Source organism: Flavobacterium sp. 38 (genome assembly GCF_057799715.1).
The window spans coordinates 26,150-47,183 of the sequence record NZ_JBYNWZ010000008.1 but is presented as its reverse complement, the minus strand read 5'-3'; the positions used below and the strand labels follow the sequence as shown (position 1 = coordinate 47,183).

The window sequence follows — 21,034 nt, the reverse complement described above, 5'->3', positions numbered from 1 at the left end:
AATCTCATTTTTATTTAACCAATAAGTTGATTGTTTTTAGCTGACCATCGGCCAGTTTAAGAACGACAACATATAAGGCAATCTGCGATGGAGCGATAATCTTATTTTGATTTTTTACGTTAGAAATAGTCTGAACTAATTTTCCAGTAATATCATAAATTACCACTTCAGATCCGTTTAGTTGAGATTCGCTAAAATCACATTCTAAAGTAAATTCAGCTCCTGGTTTAACTGGGTTTGGATAGATTTTGATTTTTTTAGTGAAAATCGTTCCGCTAGTCTCAATTGGACAAGATTTGATTGAGTTTCCATTTTTATCTTTTGCAACTACATAATAAGTGCCATTTAAAGGTAGAATTTCGCTATAATATTGGCGGGTTGCACCAGAAACAGCCACTCCGTTTTTGTACCATTGCCAAGCCACATAATTGTTCGATTTATTATCAAAGAATAGAACATTAGCCCATTGCTGTATAACAAGTCCTGATTGGCTCACTTCAATTGGTTTCACAACGGCAGTAGCAGCGTTATGATTTTGATCACCATTTTGTACAGCTGTAATCGTTGAGCTTCCAGATCCAGAAATGTTTAAAGTTGAACCTGAAATAGTTCCCAATGAAGCATTTGCAATAGTATATGAAACTGGTAAACCGCTGTCTGTTGTTGCTGTTAAAGCTACCGTATTAGAATCGGAACAACCAAATTCTAAAGTCTGGTTCCAGGTAATTATTTGGTTAGCTTTAGTAATTTCAAACTCTGCGCCAGTAAAGACAATGGTATAATCTGCACCAGCATTGATTGTTCCTAGTTTAATATTGTATTTTCCAACATTTTCGCCAGCATCTCTAGAAAGTAGACCTGTAATGATAGCACTTGTGTCTCCGTTAGCGAAACCTAGCGGTGTATAGTTGAATATTGGATCAGTGGTACCATATACTTTAGTATGTCCTGCAGCTGCAGTTATAGTAAGCGTATATTTTTGTGTAGTAAAACTAACTTCATTTCCATAATTAATTACTCCATTGCTGTTTATTGCATAGGTTCTAACATAATACGTTCTATTTCCTCTAAGTCCAGATAGTGTATTTGTAAATGTTCCTAAAGAAGCGCTAACATTTATTTTAGTATCGGCTGTAATAGGATTTGAGTGTAATGCGTATACAAAACCAATTTCTGTTAAACATTCTCCTTTATCTGTATTTATTCCGTTTGAAGACGCTGTACCAGATAAAGAAACACTAGTAACTCCGACTTCAGATACTGCTAAAGTATTTAGTGTTACAGGATTAGCAGGCTGAATGATTTCGACAGTTGCAGAAGCTGAACAAGAGTTAGCATCTGTAACAGTTACGGTATAACTTCCAGCAACTAGGCCATTTGCGGTTGCTGCATTTCCTCCAGATGGTGACCAAGAGTAAGAATAAGGAGCTGTACCACCAGTTACACTAACAGTAGCTGATCCGTTATTTCCATTATAGCATGAAACTTCTGTAGGAGTTGCTGTTAAAGATAACACGTCTGGTTCCGTAATGGTGATAGTATTTACCACAGAACAAGAGTTTTCGTCTGTAACAGTTACGGTGTACGTTCCAGCAGAAAGACCAGTTGCCGTTGCAGCTGTACCTCCTGATGGTGCCCATAAATAGCTGTAATCGCCTGTTCCTCCAATAGCTACTACTGAAGCAGTACCATCATTGCCATCTTTACAAGACACATTCGTTTGTGAATCTGTTGCTGAAAGCTGAGTAGGCTCTGTAATTGAAACAGTTGCTGTTGTGAAGCATCCGTTTGAATCGGTAACTGTAACAGTGTAAGTGTTTGGACTTAATCCTGTTGCTGTTGCGGCAGTTCCTCCAGATGGTGACCAAGAATAGGTATACGTTCCAGTTCCTCCAGCAGGAGTTACTGTAGCTGTTCCGTTATTTGCTTGATTACATAAAACATCTGTTTTAGCTATTGTTGCAGTAAGTAAAGGTAGCTCTTCTATAACTACAGTCGCTGTTGTTTGGCATAAATTGGCATCTTTTACCGTAACTGTATATGTTCCAGCAGAAAGTCCGGTTGCAGTTGCAGAAGTTCCTCCAGAAGGTGCCCAAGAATAGGTATAAGCGCCAGTTCCTCCTGTAACATTAACTGTTGCAGATCCGTTAGTGCCTCCGTTGCAAGAAACATCAGTTTTAGATGTTGTTGTGTTAAGTGCATCAGGTTCTGTGATCGTAAAAGTTTGTGTTTGAATGCATGAATTAGCATCTGTAACAGTTAAAGTATAAGTTCCAGCTTGAAGACCATTTGCAGTTGCAGCAGTTCCTCCAGAAGGTGCCCAAGAATACGTATAAGCTCCAGTTCCTCCAGCGACAGTAACGCCTATAGAGCCGTTAGAACCTCCATTACAACTAACATCTGTTTGCGAATTTTTGGTAATTACAATTGCTGGTGGCGCATTGATTGTAAAGTTTTTTACAATACTGCATCCGTTACCAGAAGTAATCGTTACAGAGTAATTTCCAGCAGCTAGATTAGTAGCTGTATCTGAATTTCCTCCAGAAGGAGACCATACATAGGTAAAAGGCCCAACTGCACCAGATGGAACTACTGAAGCAGATCCTGTATTTATACCATTACAATCTAAATCAGTTTGTGAAGTAGTTGCGACTAAAGTATTGGTTGTACCTATTGTAAAGTTTTTAGTAATAGTACATCCATTAGCATCTGTAATAAGACAGCTATAATTTCCTGCAGCCAAATTGCTAATAGTTTGGGTTGTTTCATTTCCTGGAGTCCATAAATAAGTATAACCTCCAGCGCCTCCAGCTGGTGTAACTCCTGCTTGTCCTCCGATAGTACAAGTAGCATTTATTTGAGAAGTAGCAGCTGTTAATACAGAAGGCTGATTAATTGTAAAAGACTCAGTGAGAAAACATCCTTTTCCATCGGTAATTCTACAGGTGTAAATCCCCTGTGTAAGTCCTGTAGCTGTAGCAGCTGTTCCTCCAGATGGAGCCCAAGAATAGGTATATGAGCCATTTCCTCCTGATGCAGTAACTGTCGCTGTTCCTGTAGCACCGCCATTGCATAGTACATCTGTATGTGATTTTGTAGCTGATAAAATAGGTGGCTGTAATATAGTAAAACTTTGTGTAGTTTGACATGAATTACCATCAGTTACGGTTACAGTATAAGTACCTGGGGCGAGACCAGAAGCTGTAGCAGCAGTTCCTCCAGATGGAGCCCATGAATACGTATAAGTTCCAGCTCCAGTTCCTCCTACGACATTTACTGTTGCATAACCATTTGTTCCGCCATTGCAAGACACATCAGATTGAGCACCTATACTTGCAACAAGGGCAGGTGGTTCTGTTATAGTAAAGTCTCGGGTTGTTTGACATCCATTAGCATCGGTTACGGTTACAGTATAAGTGCCTGCAGTAAGTCCAGTTGCCGTGGGAGTTGTTTGAACAGGAGTTGTATTCCAAGAATACGTATAATTTTTCGTTCCTCCACTTGCTATAACTTGCGCAACACCATTAGCACCTCTATTGCAACTTGTATTTTGTTTAGTTCCTTCAATTGTGCTTAAAGGCGCGGTCGGCTGCATGATGGTAAAGCTCCTAGTTGTTGTGCAGCTGTTAGCATCCATTACCGTTACAGTATAAGTTCCCGCAGCTAATCCCGTTGCAGTAGCCGTTGTCTGAACAGGAGTTGTATCCCATGAATACGTATAAGCTCCAGTTCCTCCAGTTGGAACTACTGTTGCAGTACCATTTGCAACTCCATAGCATGATACATCCGTTTTGCCCCCTCCAGTAGCTATGTTTAAAGCTGTAGTTGGCTGGTTAATGGTAAAGCTTCTAGTTGCTTGGCATCCATTAGCGTCGGTTACTGTCGCAATATAATTGCCTGCAGCAAGTCCGGTTGCTGTAGCAGTTGTCTGAACAGGAGTTGTATTCCATGAATAGGTATAATTTTGAGTTCCTCCAGTTGCAAAAACCGTTGCAGTACCATTCATGCCTCCATAGCAGGATACATCTGTTTGGCCTCCGCCAGTGGCTGCGCTTAAAGGTGCAGTTGGCTGGTTAATGGTAAAGCTTCTAGTTGTTTGGCAGTTATTGGCATCGGTAACTGTTACGGTATAAGTACCTTGTGTAAGACCTACTGCAGTAGCAGTTGTCTGAACAGGATTTGTATTCCACGTATATGTATAGCCTGGAGTTCCTCCAGTAGGCGCAACGGTTGCAGTACCATTAGCACCGCCATTGCAAGACACATCTGTTTTGCCACCTCCTGTCAATGCGCTTAAAGGTGCGCTAGGTTGAGTAATTGTATAACTAAATTCTTTTGTACATAATCTATTGTCGGTTATTGTTACAGTATAGGTACCTGCAATAAGCCCCATTCTATCTTCTGTAGTTACTCCGTCATTCCATAGAAAAGTATAAGGGCTTGTTCCTCCACTCGGAACAAGGTTTATAGCACCTGTATTTCCGCCATTACACGCAACACTAGTTATAGCTGCTGTCCCTTCAATTAGAGAAGGCTGAGTTATAGTTAGGTCAGTAATGGTTTTTGTGCAAGTTTTTGAATCCGTAATAGTTACAGAATATGTACCTACTGGAAGTCCTGTTCTATTTTGAGTTGTAGTTATATTGTCATTCCACAGATAAGTATAGGGGCCTGTTCCTCCAGTTGGAGTAAGATTAATTGCTCCTGTACTTTCGCCATTACAAAGTACATTTGTAATTAGTGCTATTCCGTTAAGTGCTGCTGCAGGTTGACCAACGACAATATTGTTTATAGTGGAATTACAAGAGTTAGTGTCGGTAATGGTAACAGAATAAGTTCCTGCAGTAAGATTTGCTCTATCTTGTGTTGTTATTCCGCCTCCCCAGTTATAGGTGTAAGATCCGCTACCGCCTGATGGTGATATATCTATAGCTCCATTATTTCCGCCGTTGCAACTTACATCAGTAATTTGAACCAATGTTATTATAGCGGGGTTTTGACTTATTACAAAGTTTCTTTGTATTGAAGTTCCTTCATTATCTGTTATTGTAACAGAATAATTAGTTGGGGATAAGTTAGTTGCAGTTGCTCCAGTTCCTCCTGATGGAGACCATGAATAGAAATATGGTGATTTTCCTCCTGAAGGCACAACGGTAGCGGTACCATTATTAATACCATTACAAGCAATTGTTTGCGATTGTGTGGCAGATAGGGCAGCATTAGTTGTAAATGTTGCATCACTTCCGTAAGCTGTTCCGACCGAATTTCTTGCATATGCTCTATAATGTATAACGGTTCCAGGAAGCAGTGAAGTAGCGTTTACAGTGAAAACACCAGTCTCATTGCTCGTCGTTACATTTGTAACACCTGCACCATTTAGTACTGGGTTTGCTGTCGTGGACCATACAATTCCTCTAGCTTCTATCACTGCACCACCATCATTATTTGTTCCTCCTAATGTGGCTGTTTTTGCTCCTATATCTGTTGCCGGAGTGGTGGTTACGCTAGGAACAGTAACTCCATTTTCAAATGTAAAATTATCAATAGCAAAATAATCGTAATTGCTACTCAATTGGATTTCTAGTTGATCTATAATTTGATTTGTATTATTAGAACCACCTAAAGTGGCAAAATCTACGAATGTAAATCCGTTTCCAGGCAAACTGTAGCCTATATCAAGACCAGTAGTAGTTTTTACTACTGTGAATACGGTTGATCCAGCAAGTTTTCCTCTAAAAGTTATACTCCCTGGTAGCCCATCAAAGGTTTTATTTGGAAGTATTTCAGCAACTCCAGTTGCATAAAGCCAAAGATTTTTTATTTTAAAAGTACCAGATGCGGAAGTAATAGTGCCAGCTTGTCCAAGAACAACCTGGCCTTGCGGATCAGCGACTTGAATAAAGCCTGAAGTTGCGCCATAACCTAGACCGCCTAATTGTGCTGTCTTAAAGCCAAAATTAGAAGTTAGATTAAAAGTTTTTCCATTTGATGTAAATGTTGACATATCATTAGGTGCACTGTCAAAGTTTTCGGTATAAGCCTGCGCAATTGTATGCTGTATAGCAAAAAGAAGCAGAGGTATTAGTAGGTAAAGTTTCTTCATAATTTTCTGATATTTAATTATCTATTTAGTATTGCAGTAATATCTTTTTGACTTATATTTCGGACTTTTAAAAAAAATTCCAAAGTTTTTTAATATGTCTAAACAAGAACTTACGATTATTGTTAAATCTATCATAGCATCAAATACTTTAGGAGAGCAGTTAGAAGCTGCTCAGCAGCTTTCTTTTTTTTATAAAAAACTAATAAAGCATAGTCATTCAGATACCAATGAAACATTGGTAAGTGGAGGAATTGCTTTATCGAGTTCAGGTGCAGCTGACTGTGTTGATGATTATCTTAGAACAGTTTCTTTTATAAAAGGAATTTATAAAGCCATAACAAAACTTTTAACAGATTCGACAGAAAAGAATATTAATATACTCTATGCAGGCTGTGGACCTTTTGCAACATTAATTCTCCCTTTATTGCCATTGTTCGATAAAGGAAGAATTAGTGCTATTTTAATTGATATAAATGCTTCCTCTTTAGAATCCGTTCAAAATTTTATTACTTTAATTGATCTTGAAGAATATGATCTTCAACTGATAGAATCTAATGCAATCACTTATGCAATTCCTGAAGATTTTATTGTAGATTTGACGATTTCAGAAACGATGGATTGTGCTTTAACACGTGAACCTCAAATTGCCATTAGCAGAAATATAATAAAACAGTTATCTTCTAATGCTATATTTATTCCTCAAGAAATTAGAATAGATTTAGCCTATACATTTTTTGATTATGAGCCTTATTTTAGGAAGACAATAAACGAAGTAAAGGGCTACAAAGAATTGCAGCCCTATCCTTATAAGGTATTTGTAGATAGATTATTTACAATAAACAAAGAACATTTTGGCAGAGAAAATCATAATTCAAAAATAGAAAGTGCTTTTTATACTCTGCCAGCTACTTTTGAAAATTATCCTGATGTGTGTCTTTTTACCGAGCTTACAATATTTGATGATGTGGAATTAAAAACTGCTGAGTCTTATATTACAAATCCATATTGTCTTATGTCTATGTATGGCATTAGAGATTATTCAGAGATCAAATTAATATATGATTTTGGCGAAATACCAAAATGGTCCTATCAATTGCAATGATGCTATTACAATTTGGTATTAATTTCTTGATGGATATATACCTTCAACACAGATAATATAATTTATGGCTAGGTAAGGTTGCATATTATTTATAGGAAGACCTTGACCAGTAGCAGCGGTGGTAATATTGCTGTTTAAATTCACACTTGGTGTTGACGTTGCAAAACCTAAACTTGGTGTAAATACTCTTGATACGAAAGAACCTGGAACAGCAATTGAAGCATCAGCCACAGGCGTAGAATCAGTTGAATTTGCGCTGCTCACAGAAATTTTTCCAGGTCCAGTATGCACGTGTGGCGGCATATTACTTGTCAGAATTGTAGTAGTTTCTGTTCCAGCTGTTTGACCTAAAGCATAATTTTGACCAGATCTGCTGTTTCCTTGTCCAATAGGTACAACACCTTGTAAATTTGGTAGAGCAAAGTTTGTTGTTCCATTTCCCCCATAAGTAGTGCCTAAAATTGAAAACAAAGTTTGGTTTTGTGCAATAGACAATAGCTGTCCTTGACAAAACATGTAGCCTCTAGGAGCAAAATTTCCTGCAAAAATTTTAATTACACCAATCAATTCTTCCATAATTTTTTAATATTTAATAGTTAATGTTAGTTCTCGTAGTATTTTACTACACTGCTAAATTACTTTATAACTAAATTTTGGGTACGGGGGTTTTTACCTGTTTTTAACTAAAGTGCTATTATTTAACATATTACTTTAAAAGTAAGAAAATAATCTAACCGTTTAACTAAGAAAAAAAATTATTGAGAGCAAAAAAAAGACGGTAAATTTAATTACCGCCTTTTTTAAATTTTTAGCTTGAGAAAGTTAAACCTTTGTTTTTGAAACTGATATAGAGTTCTTGTCTGGCTGAACTTATCGTTTCTTCTGTCCTGTAAATACTACACCAGAACTTGATTAAAAGTTTATATTTTCCATCAGAAATTGAGCTGTAGTATATTTGTGATGGTTTTGAATTGTTCACTAACGGAAGATTGGCAAGCGTTTCATTAACGATTGTATTAATTTCTTCTGGAATAGTTTCTCCAGTAATTTCAAAAGTAACTTCTACCAATTTGAAGTTGTCTGTATAGGTCCAGTTTGTAATATTTTGCGATAATAAATTACCGTTTGGAATAATAATCTCGGCACCATTTGGAGCATTAATTTTGGTTGTACGGAGTCCCATCGACTTGATTCGTCCCGATTCTGAACTAATTTCTACGACATCACCGACCTGAATTGGCTTGTCGAAAATCAAGATAATTCCCGATACAAAATTGTTTACCACATTCTGAAGTCCAAGTCCGACACCGACACCTAAAGCCCCTAAAAGAATACTCAGTTTGTCTAAAGGCATTCCAGATGCCGCAACAGCTAGCAGATAACCGCTTATTAAAACGACCAATCGGGTAATAAGCAATTTCGAATGCTGTCTTTTGTTGATGTTTTCTTCGTTTTCATCGTCGATTTCGCCAAAGAAATAGGCCACATATTTTTGCAGTAAATGCGCAGCCCAAATAATAATAAAGAATAAAACAACATTACCCAAAGTAAATGTAATGCTTCCAATAGTATTTGGATGACTTAATAATTTTGTTAAAGAGCCACGAAGCGATTCCCAAATATTCAAATTTGAAGCAATCACAATTACCCACATATAACTGATTGCAATGATGAAAGGCTTCTTTAAGGTGTCTGATAAACTTTCGTAATCAAACATTTTTTCAATTCCTCTTTTTACTCTAGTGGTGTAGATTTGAAGTAAAATAATCTCTAAAATGATCTTTAAAAGAACACTTAAAGCAACAATTTGAGTAAGTGATATAAAAGCTGTAAGGCTTAACATATTAGAAAGAGAAACTCTTCCGAATAAATTATAAAGAATAGACAAAACATTCAAGCCAATAAATAGGATACTTGCCCATTTAAAAAAGCCTTTTATATAAAGTTCTTCTTTAAGTGTTTTAATCTGCACTAATCCGTAGCGAATGCCAAAAAGATTGATAGCTACAAAAGCCAAGCGCTGCAATAATCCGATTGTGATAAATAAATCTAGAAAGCAAAGTGCAAAGAATAATCCTAGAAGGAAAAGCCAGTTTCTCATAGCAACGCCAGACCACTGATTTTTGAAAAGTACAATTAAAACGCCAAGCAGGAATAGCTGAATTAACTCTAAAAATAGGGCAGGAGCGTACAAATTGGTAACGACAGCAATGTTTAATGCAATAGTCAAAACAGGCATTAAAACCCCTCGATTTAGATATTTAAAGTTTAAAAGCTGAAGGTTTTCGGCATAACCGTTTGTTTTAAGATACTTGATATTTCGAGAAATATACCAAAACAAAAGTCCCATAAAGAAACAAAGGGTGATAAGTCCGCCAGCTTTGTAACTCAGGTAATAAGCAGCAACATTTTCTTCAATTATGATTTTTGCCTTTATATTATGCGTCACTTTTTTCTTTGAGACAGAATCATTAATCTGCCATAAAGAAGGATATTCTTTGTTGAAAATACTAATTCCAGATTTTTCCAATTTACTTTCAACGGCAACCAAAGCATTAGAAACCGAAATTTTTCGCTGTACAGTAAGTCTTTTTTTATTGTTTAAGGTAGTCTGGTTTTTGGTCATCAGACTATCAGTCGCCACATATCTCTTTCTAAGATCTCCGAATTCTTTCTTAAACTGTTTGCGACGAATCGTATCTTTTAATAGCGTAATCAACGTTTTGTCTTTACGAAGATCGATTACGCGTTTTTTTATGCTTTCAAGATTCAGATTTCGCGCATCGATTGATTTGTTTTGTTCTTCCAGTTCTTGCTCGATTTCTTGTAGCACGATACGATACATCTGCTGGTTTCGCACATTCGGATTTGCTCCTTTTAAACTGGCTAAAATCAAGTCTAGTTTGCTTTCCGTTCGTTTCATTTCACCAAAAAGATGACGAGTGTCGCCGGCAAAATCAATATCGTTATAAGCAGATTCTAATACTTCTCCAGCTTTTTCAATAGCCATTAAGTAGTCACTGTCTGTGGCTGTAGTATCATTAAATAGTTTTCCTCGGCTTTCTTTTTTGACTGTTTTCTGCTGTTGGGCGTAGTTAAACTGCGAGAAAAAAAGAAATAGGAATAGAGGGAATAGATAAAAAGTCTTTTTTTGAATAATCATAATGTAAGGGCTTATTTAGGGAAGCCAAATGTAATTTTTTTTGAAAGACTTTCAGTTAAGAAAAATTAAATTTAAATGAAATCCACTCGATTTTATTTCTTGGTTTTTACGTTAAATTTCTAAAGAATTGCGAATACAATAATGATAAATAAGAAGATAGCGATTAGAATTAAGATCTTAATGGCAGATTGAATTGTTTTCTGTGTTTTTAAAAGGTCTTCGGTACTTATTTCGCTTGGTTTCTTTCCTTTCATTTTATATTTTTACTTTAGAATTAGAACAAATTTTAATCAAAAAACTTTCGAAAACAATAGGTCAATTTTTTTTGACTACCCGCAATAATTATGGAAGAAAAGGAAACTTGCCCAGCACAAAGATTATTAAAGATTTTATCTGGTAAATGGAAGGCTGAGATTTTTCGTCTCGCTGTAGAATCTCCTTTAAGATTTAATGGTTTACTGAGACAAATTCAGGGTTCAAACAAACAATCCTTGTCTACGGCTTTAAAAGAGTTAGAAGAGGAAGGGCTTTTAGAAAAAACAACAATTAATCTTAAACCTTTGCATATCGAATACAATTTGACAGAAAAAGGAAAAGCGCTAATACCTGTTTTTCAGCAATTGGAGAGTTTTTCTTAATCTTCAAAAAGTAAAAAATAATCCATTTGGTTTATTCAAAAGTTATAAATTTATAAGCATATTTTTTGCATTCCGCTCATAAGAATCCGAAGGATTCAAATGTTTATAGCGCTTAATTCCTCGCCGCGGTTATGTGACTCCGAAGGAGTCATACTCACCATACAGCATATAATTCTATAGATATTTGAATCCTTCGGATTCTTTGGTGATTATTTTTTCGGAAAATAAATCCAAAAAGTAGTGCCTTCTCCAGGTTTACTGCTGAAATTGATTATTCCGTTATGGTTTTCAATAATTCTTCGGCATAGAGCCAATCCAATACCATTTCCGCCATACTGATCGCGTTCGTGAAGACGCTGGAACATATCGAAAATTCTATTCGAATATTTACTATCCATACCAATTCCGTTATCAGAAATGGCGATTATATCATAATTTTCAGCTCCTACGGGTCTATTTTCATCGTTAGGAAGATTTTCATGGAAAACAGTTACAGAAGGTTGGTCAGCATTAAATTTTAAGGCATTATTAATTAAATTATAAAATAATTGACGAAGCTGAGTGCCAAGACCCGAAACTTTAGGAAGCGGATTTACATTAATTACAGCGTCTTTTTCTTCGATCACAAGACTTAAATCCCCTAAAACTTCAATAAGAACCTGGTTAAGATCGACTTCTTCAAAGTATTGTTCATGATTATCGATTCTCGAATAATTTAAAACGTCGGCAATTAAGTTTGAAAGCCTTCCAGCCGCCAGTGTAATTCGGTCAAAATAATATTTTTTCTTCTGGTCTTCGCTTAAATGCTCTCCGGCACGAGAAAGCATAATCATGATTTTTCTAAGTGGCTCTTGTAAATCATGACTGGCAATATAGGCAAACTGCTCCAGTTCTTTGTTTTTGAAGCGAAGTTTTGAGTTAGCACTTTCCAATTCGCCCTGAATAAGCTTTAATTCTGTATTGTCTCTTAATGTCTCAACCATCATTTTCTGAGCGTTGATATCTACAAAATAAACCAGCCAGCTATTAAAACTACCATCTTCGGCATTGTTTGGTATAATCGAAACCAAATGCCAAATATAGCTTTCTCCATTTTTTATTCGGGTTTCGCCCAAAAAATTAGATCTGTTTTGTTTAGCTCGGTTCCAGCCTTCTAAAATCGCGTCAATATCTTCTGGGTGAATAAAACTGATTAGAGTTTTGCGGTCAAAAACTAATAATGGTCTTTCTAAATAATTTTCTAGAGATTCATTTACCAATAAAACATTATTTCGATCATTAATAACACAGATTAAAATCGGAATAGTATTGGCTAACTGTTTGTATTTGTTTTCACTTTCAGCCAATTTTTCTGAAAGCGCAATAAGCTCAATGTTTTTCTTTCTTATTTCGTCATAAGGAGACAAAGGCGGCTCAAATTTGAAATAGTCAATCAGCGTTTTTATCTTAGTTTCTGATAGAAGGCCTGGCGATGAAATGGGTTGGCTGATTGTTGTAGTAGATTGATTATTAGAATAATTATAATCAATGTTACCAGAGATTTTTGAGGCGTAAATGAATGCTTCTGGGCTGGAGCTTTTTAAATCTTCTGTATCTGTAATTATCGCAATAATTTCTTTCTGGGTAGCTTTTATAATATTAACTCCCAAAACAAGCAGCGAATTTTTGCCTTTTGCAATAGCGCATCTTGCCACTTCAGATACAGCAGTAGAAAATCTTGTCTGAAATGAAGATGGCATACCACACATTTCCGCAATTTTCATGCATCGTTTATGAGCCAGTATCAAGTCCATTTCGTTATCAAGATTTATTTGAATAATCTCCTTCATACGCCTTAATTTATTTTGCCTACAAGAATTGTTGCATCATCTGTACCTCTAATATTTTCTTTATAAATAGCCGATGCGATAATGCCGGGACTTTGTTTAAAAACGCCATTTAAATCATTTAAATTCCATCGCGTGCGTAGTCCGTCACTGTGCATTATTATAATCTGATGCTTTTTATAAGGCACAATAGTATTGTTCAAAGTTCGCGGAATATTGTGACCGATAATTCCATTATACGGAGTATAAGTTTTATTCTCTAGTCCGTTATAAATTCGGGTATTGATATTGCCAATACCACAAATATTCCAAAGCTCTGATTTGTAATCTACTGTTGCAATTGTGGCAACTAATCCTCGTGTTTTTTTTACTTTTGAATGAATATCTTTAAGAATTTCTGTAGGATTAGTTTCGAGTGATTGCCTGAAAACTTTTATTGCAGATTCAACCGCTTCGTTGGCACTTTCTCCATGACCTAATCCATCGCCTACAAATATCTGAAAACCTTTGCTGTTTTGTTTTATATAATACCCATCTCCGCAAAGTTTTTCACCTGGGTAATTGACAGCAATTGTAGTGAAATTAAGACTGCTTTTTAAAGGAGGCAATTGAATTTCTGGTTTTTCGCAAATTCGGACATATTGAACACAGCCCCAATTTTTGATGGAATAGATTTGAAATTCATTGCTCAGCCTTTTAATAGAACCCAAGCCATGACCAAGTGTGTTAGTAGAGGAGTAGCCATCATTCATAATTTTGGCCACATTATCAAAACCTACGCCTTTGTCAAGGCAGTAGATTTCGATTTCGTTATATTCTCCATTTAAATGTGCGCGATAAAGCAGTTCACCGCCATTCGCAAATTTCATTAGATTTGATGTAAGTTCTGCAACAATAATATCTGTTTCTGCAGCTCTATGTGGAGTAAAGCCCAACTGAAGGGCTAGATTGTGTATTTCTCTTTTTATAAAAGCAATGAGACTTCTGTCATCTATTTTATAAGTGGAAAACGTATTATCCATTTTTCCATTTTGTTATAGTAACGGTTGTTCCGTTTCCTAGTTCTGATTTTATGTCAAATTCATTGACAAGTCTTTTTGTTCCAGGCAAGCCTAATCCTAAGCTTTTTCCTGTACTGTAGCCATCTTTCATTGCCAGTTCTATATCTGCTATTCCAGGTCCATTATCAATAAAAGTAACTCGTACGCCATTTTCTTTTCCTTTGCTTACAGATTCGATAATGACTTTTCCGCCTCCGCCATATTTGAGCAAATTACGCACAAGTTCGCTAGTGGCCGTAATGAGTTTGGTCTGATTTAAAATACTCATTCCAATCTTTACGCCATATTCCTTGACACGATTGCGCAATGGCACAACGTCCTGTTCTCTTACGATAAGGGATTCTTCTTTGTTATTCGTTATCGTCGTCATACTCCAGCTCTTCGTTATCGCTTGTGTGCATTCTTGAGCGAAGTAAATCCATTCCTCTTTCAACATTTAGGGCGCTTAAGACCCCGTTTAAAGAAAGTCCTAGTTCAACCAATGTAATAGCAACAGCAGGCTGCATTCCAACTACAACAGTTTGAGCATCTAGTATTTTTGACATAACGGCAATGTTTCCTAATATTCGTCCCATAAAAGAGTCTATAATAGAAACGGCTGAGATGTCAATTAAGACACCTTTTGAACTATGTTTACTGATGGTATTTATTAAGTCTGATTCAAGATTTTCTGCCAGCTGATCGTATAAATCTACCTGTATCGTAACAAGCAGAAAATCTCCCATTTTTAGTATAGGAATTCTTTCCATAAAAAACCTTTAATCTTTATTCTACAATTTTCTTTCTTTTTACAACAGCTAGCTGAAGCATGTCGAAAGCTGTCTGTAATGCACTTGCAAGTGATGCTTTAGTTGTAATTCCGCTTAAGTCGATTCCTAAATGGACAACTGTTTGTGCAATTTCTGGACGAATACCGCTAATGATGCATTCTGCTCCCATTAAACGTGTTGCGCTTACTGTTTTGATAAGGTGTTGCGCTACCAAAGAATCTACGGCAGGAACACCAGAAATATCTAAAATCGCAATAGAACTTCCTGTGTCTACAATTTGCTGTAAAAGACTTTCCATTACCACTTGGGTACGAGAGCTATCCAGCGTTCCGATAATTGGCAGAGCTACAATACCGTCCCAAACTGTGATTACAGGAGTAGAGATTTCGCTGATTTCATCTACTTGTCTTGAGATGATATCTTCTCTTCCCCTCATAAAAGCTTCGAAAGTCATAATCGTCATGTCGTCTATGATTGCATTTAATTTTAGATTGGCATCATACAATTTTGCGGAGTCGCTAATTAAATCAGATAAGATTTGTGAACATGCTTCTTTAAACGAAATTAAGTACTGTGCATTTTCTCTTGGCGAAAATCCGCGTTTACCTCTAGAAGAAGAAATTCCAACAATCAAATCTTGAACTTTTTCAAATTCTTGAGAGTTGTATTTTTCGTCCGACTTAGCTAGTGCGTTTAAAAATAGCGAAGCAAATTCTTTTGACTCTTCTTCTTCCATTGCACCATCACCAGATCCGCTTTCTAAAAGAATTTGAGACCATATAGTTAATAATTTGTTTTCGTGCTCTTTTAGCACGCCTAGTAAGTTGTTTTGCATTTTGCTGTAATTTGGATTTTTCTCTATCAAATATAAAAATTATTTTTTAAGAGAAGAAAAGAATTACTAAAATGAATTAGCAATAAAGAAAAAAAATCTGTTTTTTAGAATGTGCTTATTATCTGTTGTTTACATAATTATATTTCTAATTTTAGTTTAAATGTTTTTCCGTTCTAGAAAAAAGTAACTTGATTACATCATGTTTGTTTCCTATTTATTAAAATAACTTCATTACCCGCGATAGCATAAACGATATGATCTGTTTCTGGCTTTAAGATATATTTACCGGTAAATTCTCCAAACGCAGGCAAAATCATCTGGTTGAATTTATGAAAGAAACAACGCAGTTTTAAACTTTGCATTCCCAATCCGCGTAGAATGATTCCGGGATGAATATGTCCCGAAAAGTTGAATAAATCGTCTTTTTCTGTCGGATGATGTGTAAAGAAGAAATTGCCAATTTCAATGATTTGTACAACAGAAATTCCAATTTGATGATAATGTTTTTCATCAATAATATCATGGTTTCCAGCAACAAGAATCAATTGGCTTTTGCACTTTGTAACCCAGTTCTCAAACAAATTCCATTCTGTGTTTTTGGCACTATGAAATAAATCTCCAAGAAAAATGACTTTTTCAGGACAAAAATTTTCAATCACATCAGTTAATCTTTTAAAATTTTCTGCAACAGCATTTTGCGGAATCGCGATTCCGTGTTTTCTAAAATGAGATACTTTGCCCAAATGAACATCAGAAATGATTAAGATATTTTGATCTTCCCAAAAAACAGCTCCGCTTGCGTCAAGTATAAATATTTCGTCTTGTATTTTAATTTTCATAAGCTGTTATTTCATGTAGGATGCCGTCATTTTCTGGATTCTTTCCGCCAGAGTTTCGCTCGACAATTTTTCTCTTAATCGGTCTGTGATAATTGGGAAACTAAAAGGTGTTGGCTTTAAACATTGCTTCCAAATGATATTCTGATTGGCAATTCTTTCTAAAGCCAAAATTAATCGTCCTTCTTCCAATTGATGTTCAAATGTTTCGCGATAAGCTTGATGCAATAACAAATTATCGGGTTCAAAATCTCTAAAAACTTCAAACAACAATTGAGAACCACTTTGCAGGTGTTTGGTTTTGACCATTTTTCCTGGAAAGCCCGTAAAAACCAATCCCGAAATTACCGCAATATCTCTAAACTTTCTTCTCGCCATTTCGGTCGAATTTAAGCTTTTCTGCAAATCATGATGAACATATTCGGTTGAAAATAGATTATTGTCTAAAACGGCTTCTATATCTATTTCCTGATCTGAAAGCAATTCAAATCCGTAATCGTTATAAGCCAAAGAAAAGGTTATGGATTGCAATAAACTAATTCTGAAAGCCAGTAAACTTGCTAAGGCTTCATGTACAAAACGGCCTTCAAAAGGATAAAAAATGGCATGAAATCCTTCTCGGGTTTTGAAAGTTTCAATCAGAAATTCGTCGGAACTTGGCACAATAGATTCTTTTCGCTGTCTTTGAAACAAAGGTTGTAAAGCTTTTAATTCTGGGGAAAGATTATCTGTGTTGGCGCGATATAATTCTTTTCGAAGCAATTCGCTCATTTGAGAAGAAAGTGCCAAACGGCCACCCATCCAACTCGCAATTTTTGATTCTTTCTTCGGACTTGCCTTTTTTACCAAAACCTGCATATTTCTGATTTTGAACAATTCGAGTTTTTTTCCAGCGAAAATAAAAGTGTCGCCAGGTTTCAATTTCGAAATAAACCATTCTTCAATTGTTCCAATATAACCACCACTCAGAAATTTAACATTCATAACAGCATCTCCGACAATAGTTCCGATCTGCATTCTGTGATGCATGGCAATCATTCGACTGTTGATTTTATAACAGCCATTTTCGTCGATTTCAACTTTTTTAAATTCGTCATAAGCATGAAGACTTTGGCTTCCTTGGGTAATAAAATTGAGAATCCAATTCCAGTTTTCTGATGTAATGGTCTGATAGCTGAAAGTGCCGCTGATTTCTTTGAAAATTTCGTTAGGATAAAATCCGTCAGAAACGGCTAAAGTATTGAGATATTGCACCAAAACATCCCAACTATTTAAATACGGAACACGATCTTCGATTACGCTGTTTTCTACCGCTTTTTTTAGTGCCGAAGCTTCTATAAGTTCGATAGCATGCGTTGCTAGAAAATAAATAACACTTTCTTTGCCGGGTTGATGTCCGCTTCGTCCGGCACGCTGCATGAAACGCGCCACGCCTTTTGGTCCGCCAACTTGAATAATCGATTCGACAGGAGCAAAATCAACTCCCAAATCCAGACTTGAAGTGCAGACAACAACTTTTAATTCTTCATTTCGAATGGCATTTTCTACCCAAAGTCTGGTTTCTCTATCGATACTTCCGTGATGCATCGCCATTTCGCCAGCAAATTCAGGATATTTTTCTAATAAACGCTGATACCAGATTTCACAAGCCGAACGAACATTCGTAAAAATCAACGTGGTTTTACTGGCTTTGATAATTTTTGCCGCTTCATCAATTAAATGCAGTCCCATGTGCCCGCGCCACGGATAGGTGTCCATCTTTTCAGGAATAATAGAAACTACTTTTATTTTTTTATTAATCACTGCTTTGATCAAAACAGAGTTGTTGAAAGCTTCAGAATCAACACCAAGTAAAACTTCTTGGGCTTGTTGTAAATTGCTAATCGTAGCTGAGATTCCCCAAATTCGTAAATTTTTAGCAATGGTTTTTAATCTGGATAACGCCAATTCGATTTGCACGCCACGTTTTGTTCCAAGCAATTCATGCCATTCGTCAATAACAATCGAAGTGCAATTTTTAAATGTATTAGCATACCCTTTGGAAGCCAAAAGCAATTGCAGACTTTCTGGAGTAGTAATAAGCAAATCTGGCATTTTTCCTTTTTGTTTGGCTCTTTCAGCTGTAGAAGTATCTCCTGTTCGTATTCCAACTGTCATTGGAATATCCAAATCATTAAGAACTCTTTCTGCAGCTTGTTTGATTTCAACCGATAAAGAGCGAAGCGGTGTAATCCAAATGGCTTTTAGTCCAGGATTATGTTTCGCTTTATAATTCGGATTTTCTTTGATATAATTTAAAATGATCGGAAGCCAAAGCGCATAGGTTTTTCCGCTTCCAGTCGGGGCATTTAATAAGCCATTTTTTCCTTGTAGAAAAGCAGTCCACGTTTGAGTCTGAAACGGAAAAGGTTTCCATCCCTGACTTTTAAACCAATTATTGGCGATCGTAAATAACTCTTCTCTATTCATTTTTATTTTTTTTGTTTTGCCACGAAGGCGCTAAGGCACGAAGTTTTATTAATCTCGCAAAGTCGCTGAGTCGCAAAGTTTTTTTGTTCATTTTTGTCATCCTGGGCGGAGTCGAAGGATACATAATTAGCTCTACAATCTAAGTCGACAATCTTTACAGAATTTTATTTTTTGCCACAAAGTCGCTAAGGCACGATTTTTTTTTAATCTCGCAAAGTCGCTGAGTCGCAAAGTTTTTGTTTTACACTGATTTATTCTCATTTTTTGTCATCCTGAGCGGAGTCGAAGGGCACATAATTAGCTCGACAATCTAAGTCGACAATCTTTACAGATTTTTATCTTTTGCCACAAAGTAGCTAAGGCACGGAGTTTTTTATTAATCTCGCAAAGTCGCTGAGTCGCAAAGTTTTTGTTTTACATTGATTTATTCTTCATCTTTTGTCTTCCTGAGCGAAGTCGAAGGACACGCAAGTAGCTCTACAAAGATTGGCGATTTTGATTGTGGAGTTTCTAACGTGTGCTTCGACTCCGCTCAGGAGGACAAGCGTACTATTTGCATTCAAACCCAGTGAAACGCCTTTTGACCATCCTCTAAAACTATGTCTCTATGTGTTTAAAGAAAATCATCAAACAATCATACTTTTCAAATCTTCTATTGAATTAGCTTCCTCAATTTTTTTATCATGACGCCATCTTAAAATTCTAGGAAATCTCGTTGCAACACCGCTTTTATGCCTTTTTGAAATTGCAATTCCTTCAAAACCAATTTCAAAAACCAATTTTGGCGTAACACTTCTAACAGGCCCAAATCGCTCTAAAGTATTTTTTTTAATGAAATCATCTACCATTCTAAATTCGGCATCTGTTAAGCCAGAATACGCTTTCGCGAAAGTGACGAGTTCGCGTTCGTTGTTTTCGTTTTCCTGCCAAAGCGCAAAAGTATAATCGGTAAATAAGTTCGATCGTCGTCCGTGGCCGCGCATGGCGTAGGTGAGGACTGCATCGATTGTTAAAGGTTCGATTTTCCATTTCCACCAATCGCCTTTTTTTCTTCCAACCAAATACGGAGAATCTTTTCGTTTCAGCATTAAACCTTCGCTTTTCATTTCGCGAGATTTAAGTCTTTCGTTTGTAATATCTTCCCACGTCGAAAAAGTAACTCTTTCTGAAAGCTGTAACGGAATATCTTTTCCTAGTAAAGTCGTAAAAAGTTCTTCCAATAAATTTCGTCGTTGTTCATAAGGCAGATTTCGAATATCATTTCCTTGCCATTCTAATAAATCGTAAGCTTTAATAATTACGGGAGTTTTCTTTAAAACCGAAGCAGAAACATTTTTGCGTCCAATTCTAGTTTGCAAATCATTGAAAGTCCCAATTTGATTGTCTATGAAGGGAAGAATTTCACCATCAATAACAGTTCCGTTCGGAATAACGCCTAAGAAAGAGCTAAATTCTGGATATTTGTCGGTCACCAATTCTTCGCCACGGCTCCAGACATAAATTTCATTATCGCGAATGATAGTTTGAGATCGTATTCCATCCCATTTATGCTCGGCACTCCAATCTTCAGGATTTCCAAGATTTTCTAGTTCGCCTTCAATAGGATAAGCCAAATAAAAAGGATAAGGTTTAGATAAATAATCGCTGCTTTTTTCGTCTAAAATCAATTCTTGAAACGTAACCGTATTCGGATTCCAATCACCCATTAATTTGTAAGCAAGCGTGTCTTCGTCAATATTTTCAGCTTTAGAAAGTGCTCTTGTCATCAACTTCTGACTTAAACCAATTCTGAAACTGCCTGTAATTAATTTAGTGAAAACGAAGCGTTCGTAATAATTTAAATTCAGCCAATTGGTCTGTAAATATTCCTTTTTATCTAAATCTGTTTTCTTTTTTAAAGCAATTATTTCTTGTAAATATTCGGTAAGACTTTTATCGGAATGTTCCTTTGTAGTCGGAATAACAAGCGCAATAGTTTCGGCCAAATCACCTACGATATGATAACTTTCTTCAAACAGCCAAAGCGGAATGTTGGCAAGTTCGTTTGCCCATAAACGCAATAAAGTAGTATTGACTGGTCGGGGAGGACGGCGATGAGAAAGTATAGCAATGGTCCAAACTTTGTCTTCATCGCTTGCTTTCAGGAAATAATGAGTCAGCGCATCAACTTTTACCGATGTTTTATTAGAACTATCTAAGGTTTTTATAAGTTCGGCAAAGTTTTTCATTTT

At 36.2% G+C, this 21,034-nt stretch carries 13 protein-coding genes; 2 read left to right on the top strand and 11 right to left on the bottom strand.

The window, feature by feature from the left end:
* Positions 1 to 10: 10 nt before the first annotated feature.
* Positions 11 to 6,103: an MBG domain-containing protein gene (locus tag AC3E9W_RS17860; protein WP_488769411.1), complete on the bottom strand. Its 6,093-nt coding sequence runs from the start codon at positions 6,101 to 6,103 to the stop codon at positions 11 to 13.
* A 94-nt stretch (positions 6,104 to 6,197) separates the two neighbouring features.
* Between AC3E9W_RS17860 and AC3E9W_RS17855 the strand changes: the two genes are divergently transcribed.
* Positions 6,198 to 7,205, top strand: coding sequence for an SAM-dependent methyltransferase (locus AC3E9W_RS17855; RefSeq protein WP_488769410.1), 1,008 nt, complete (start codon positions 6,198 to 6,200; stop codon positions 7,203 to 7,205).
* A gap of 18 nt (positions 7,206 to 7,223) precedes the next feature.
* Here AC3E9W_RS17855 and AC3E9W_RS17850 read toward each other — a convergent pair whose 3' ends face one another.
* Positions 7,224 to 7,781, bottom strand: coding sequence for a phage tail protein (locus AC3E9W_RS17850; RefSeq protein WP_488769409.1), 558 nt, complete (start codon positions 7,779 to 7,781; stop codon positions 7,224 to 7,226).
* A gap of 232 nt (positions 7,782 to 8,013) precedes the next feature.
* A complete protein-coding gene (locus AC3E9W_RS17845; RefSeq protein WP_488769407.1) occupies positions 8,014 to 10,368 on the bottom strand; it encodes a mechanosensitive ion channel family protein in 2,355 nt (784 codons plus the stop codon).
* A 344-nt stretch (positions 10,369 to 10,712) separates the two neighbouring features.
* Here AC3E9W_RS17845 and AC3E9W_RS17840 point away from each other — a divergent pair, with 344 nt between their 5' ends.
* Positions 10,713 to 11,006, top strand: a complete 294-nt coding sequence (locus tag AC3E9W_RS17840; RefSeq protein ID WP_488769406.1) for a winged helix-turn-helix transcriptional regulator — start codon at positions 10,713 to 10,715, stop codon at positions 11,004 to 11,006.
* Positions 11,007 to 11,215: 209 nt separating this feature from the next.
* Here the strand turns inward: AC3E9W_RS17840 and AC3E9W_RS17835 are convergent, their stop codons facing one another.
* The 8 genes from AC3E9W_RS17835 to AC3E9W_RS17800 all read right to left on the bottom strand — a co-directional run bounded on the left by AC3E9W_RS17835 (position 11,216) and on the right by AC3E9W_RS17800 (position 21,031).
* Complete coding sequence (locus tag AC3E9W_RS17835; protein WP_488769405.1) at positions 11,216 to 12,835, bottom strand: sensor histidine kinase; 1,620 nt, start codon at positions 12,833 to 12,835, stop codon at positions 11,216 to 11,218.
* A gap of 5 nt (positions 12,836 to 12,840) precedes the next feature.
* On the bottom strand, positions 12,841 to 13,854 hold the full coding sequence (locus tag AC3E9W_RS17830) for a SpoIIE family protein phosphatase (RefSeq protein WP_488769404.1): 1,014 nt from the start codon (positions 13,852 to 13,854) through the stop codon (positions 12,841 to 12,843).
* Entirely contained in the window at positions 13,847 to 14,263 is a 417-nt protein-coding gene (locus tag AC3E9W_RS17825; protein ID WP_306156482.1) for an anti-sigma regulatory factor, read from the bottom strand. Before AC3E9W_RS17825 ends, AC3E9W_RS17830 begins: the two co-directional genes overlap by 8 nt.
* The gene (locus tag AC3E9W_RS17820; RefSeq protein ID WP_125723478.1) at positions 14,244 to 14,642 is read right to left on the bottom strand and encodes an STAS domain-containing protein; all 399 of its coding nucleotides are present in this window, start codon (positions 14,640 to 14,642) and stop codon (positions 14,244 to 14,246) included. Before AC3E9W_RS17820 ends, AC3E9W_RS17825 begins: the two co-directional genes overlap by 20 nt.
* 16 nt (positions 14,643 to 14,658) lie before the next feature.
* Positions 14,659 to 15,498: an STAS domain-containing protein gene (locus AC3E9W_RS17815; RefSeq protein ID WP_488769403.1), complete on the bottom strand. Its 840-nt coding sequence runs from the start codon at positions 15,496 to 15,498 to the stop codon at positions 14,659 to 14,661.
* Between the two features lie 197 nt (positions 15,499 to 15,695).
* Positions 15,696 to 16,337 (bottom strand): ligase-associated DNA damage response endonuclease PdeM, encoded by a 642-nt coding sequence (gene pdeM, locus AC3E9W_RS17810; protein ID WP_488769402.1) that lies wholly within the window; start codon positions 16,335 to 16,337, stop codon positions 15,696 to 15,698.
* Between the two features lie 6 nt (positions 16,338 to 16,343).
* Positions 16,344 to 18,803 carry a ligase-associated DNA damage response DEXH box helicase gene (locus AC3E9W_RS17805; RefSeq protein ID WP_488769400.1) on the bottom strand — a complete coding sequence of 820 codons (2,460 nt, stop codon included), beginning with the start codon at positions 18,801 to 18,803 and terminating at the stop codon, positions 16,344 to 16,346.
* Positions 18,804 to 19,429: 626 nt separating this feature from the next.
* On the bottom strand, positions 19,430 to 21,031 hold the full coding sequence (locus AC3E9W_RS17800) for an ATP-dependent DNA ligase (protein WP_488769399.1): 1,602 nt from the start codon (positions 21,029 to 21,031) through the stop codon (positions 19,430 to 19,432).
* Between the last annotated feature and the right edge of the window lie 3 nt (positions 21,032 to 21,034).

Excerpts from the sequence above, each read along its gene's own strand:
- AC3E9W_RS17860 (WP_488769411.1), bottom strand. The coding sequence starts at position 6,103 with ATGAAGAAACTTTACCTACTAATACCTCTGCTTCTTTTTGCTATACAG.
- AC3E9W_RS17855 (WP_488769410.1), top strand. The coding sequence starts at position 6,198 with ATGTCTAAACAAGAACTTACGATTATTGTTAAATCTATCATAGCATCA.
- AC3E9W_RS17850 (WP_488769409.1), bottom strand. The coding sequence starts at position 7,781 with ATGGAAGAATTGATTGGTGTAATTAAAATTTTTGCAGGAAATTTTGCT.
- AC3E9W_RS17845 (WP_488769407.1), bottom strand. The coding sequence starts at position 10,368 with ATGATTATTCAAAAAAAGACTTTTTATCTATTCCCTCTATTCCTATTT.
- AC3E9W_RS17840 (WP_488769406.1), top strand. The coding sequence starts at position 10,713 with ATGGAAGAAAAGGAAACTTGCCCAGCACAAAGATTATTAAAGATTTTA.
- AC3E9W_RS17835 (WP_488769405.1), bottom strand. The coding sequence starts at position 12,835 with ATGAAGGAGATTATTCAAATAAATCTTGATAACGAAATGGACTTGATA.
- AC3E9W_RS17830 (WP_488769404.1), bottom strand. The coding sequence starts at position 13,854 with ATGGATAATACGTTTTCCACTTATAAAATAGATGACAGAAGTCTCATT.
- AC3E9W_RS17825 (WP_306156482.1), bottom strand. The coding sequence starts at position 14,263 with ATGACGACGATAACGAATAACAAAGAAGAATCCCTTATCGTAAGAGAA.
- AC3E9W_RS17820 (WP_125723478.1), bottom strand. The coding sequence starts at position 14,642 with ATGGAAAGAATTCCTATACTAAAAATGGGAGATTTTCTGCTTGTTACG.
- AC3E9W_RS17815 (WP_488769403.1), bottom strand. The coding sequence starts at position 15,498 with ATGCAAAACAACTTACTAGGCGTGCTAAAAGAGCACGAAAACAAATTA.
- pdeM (WP_488769402.1), bottom strand. The coding sequence starts at position 16,337 with ATGAAAATTAAAATACAAGACGAAATATTTATACTTGACGCAAGCGGA.
- AC3E9W_RS17805 (WP_488769400.1), bottom strand. The coding sequence starts at position 18,803 with ATGAATAGAGAAGAGTTATTTACGATCGCCAATAATTGGTTTAAAAGT.
- AC3E9W_RS17800 (WP_488769399.1), bottom strand. The coding sequence starts at position 21,031 with ATGAAAAACTTTGCCGAACTTATAAAAACCTTAGATAGTTCTAATAAA.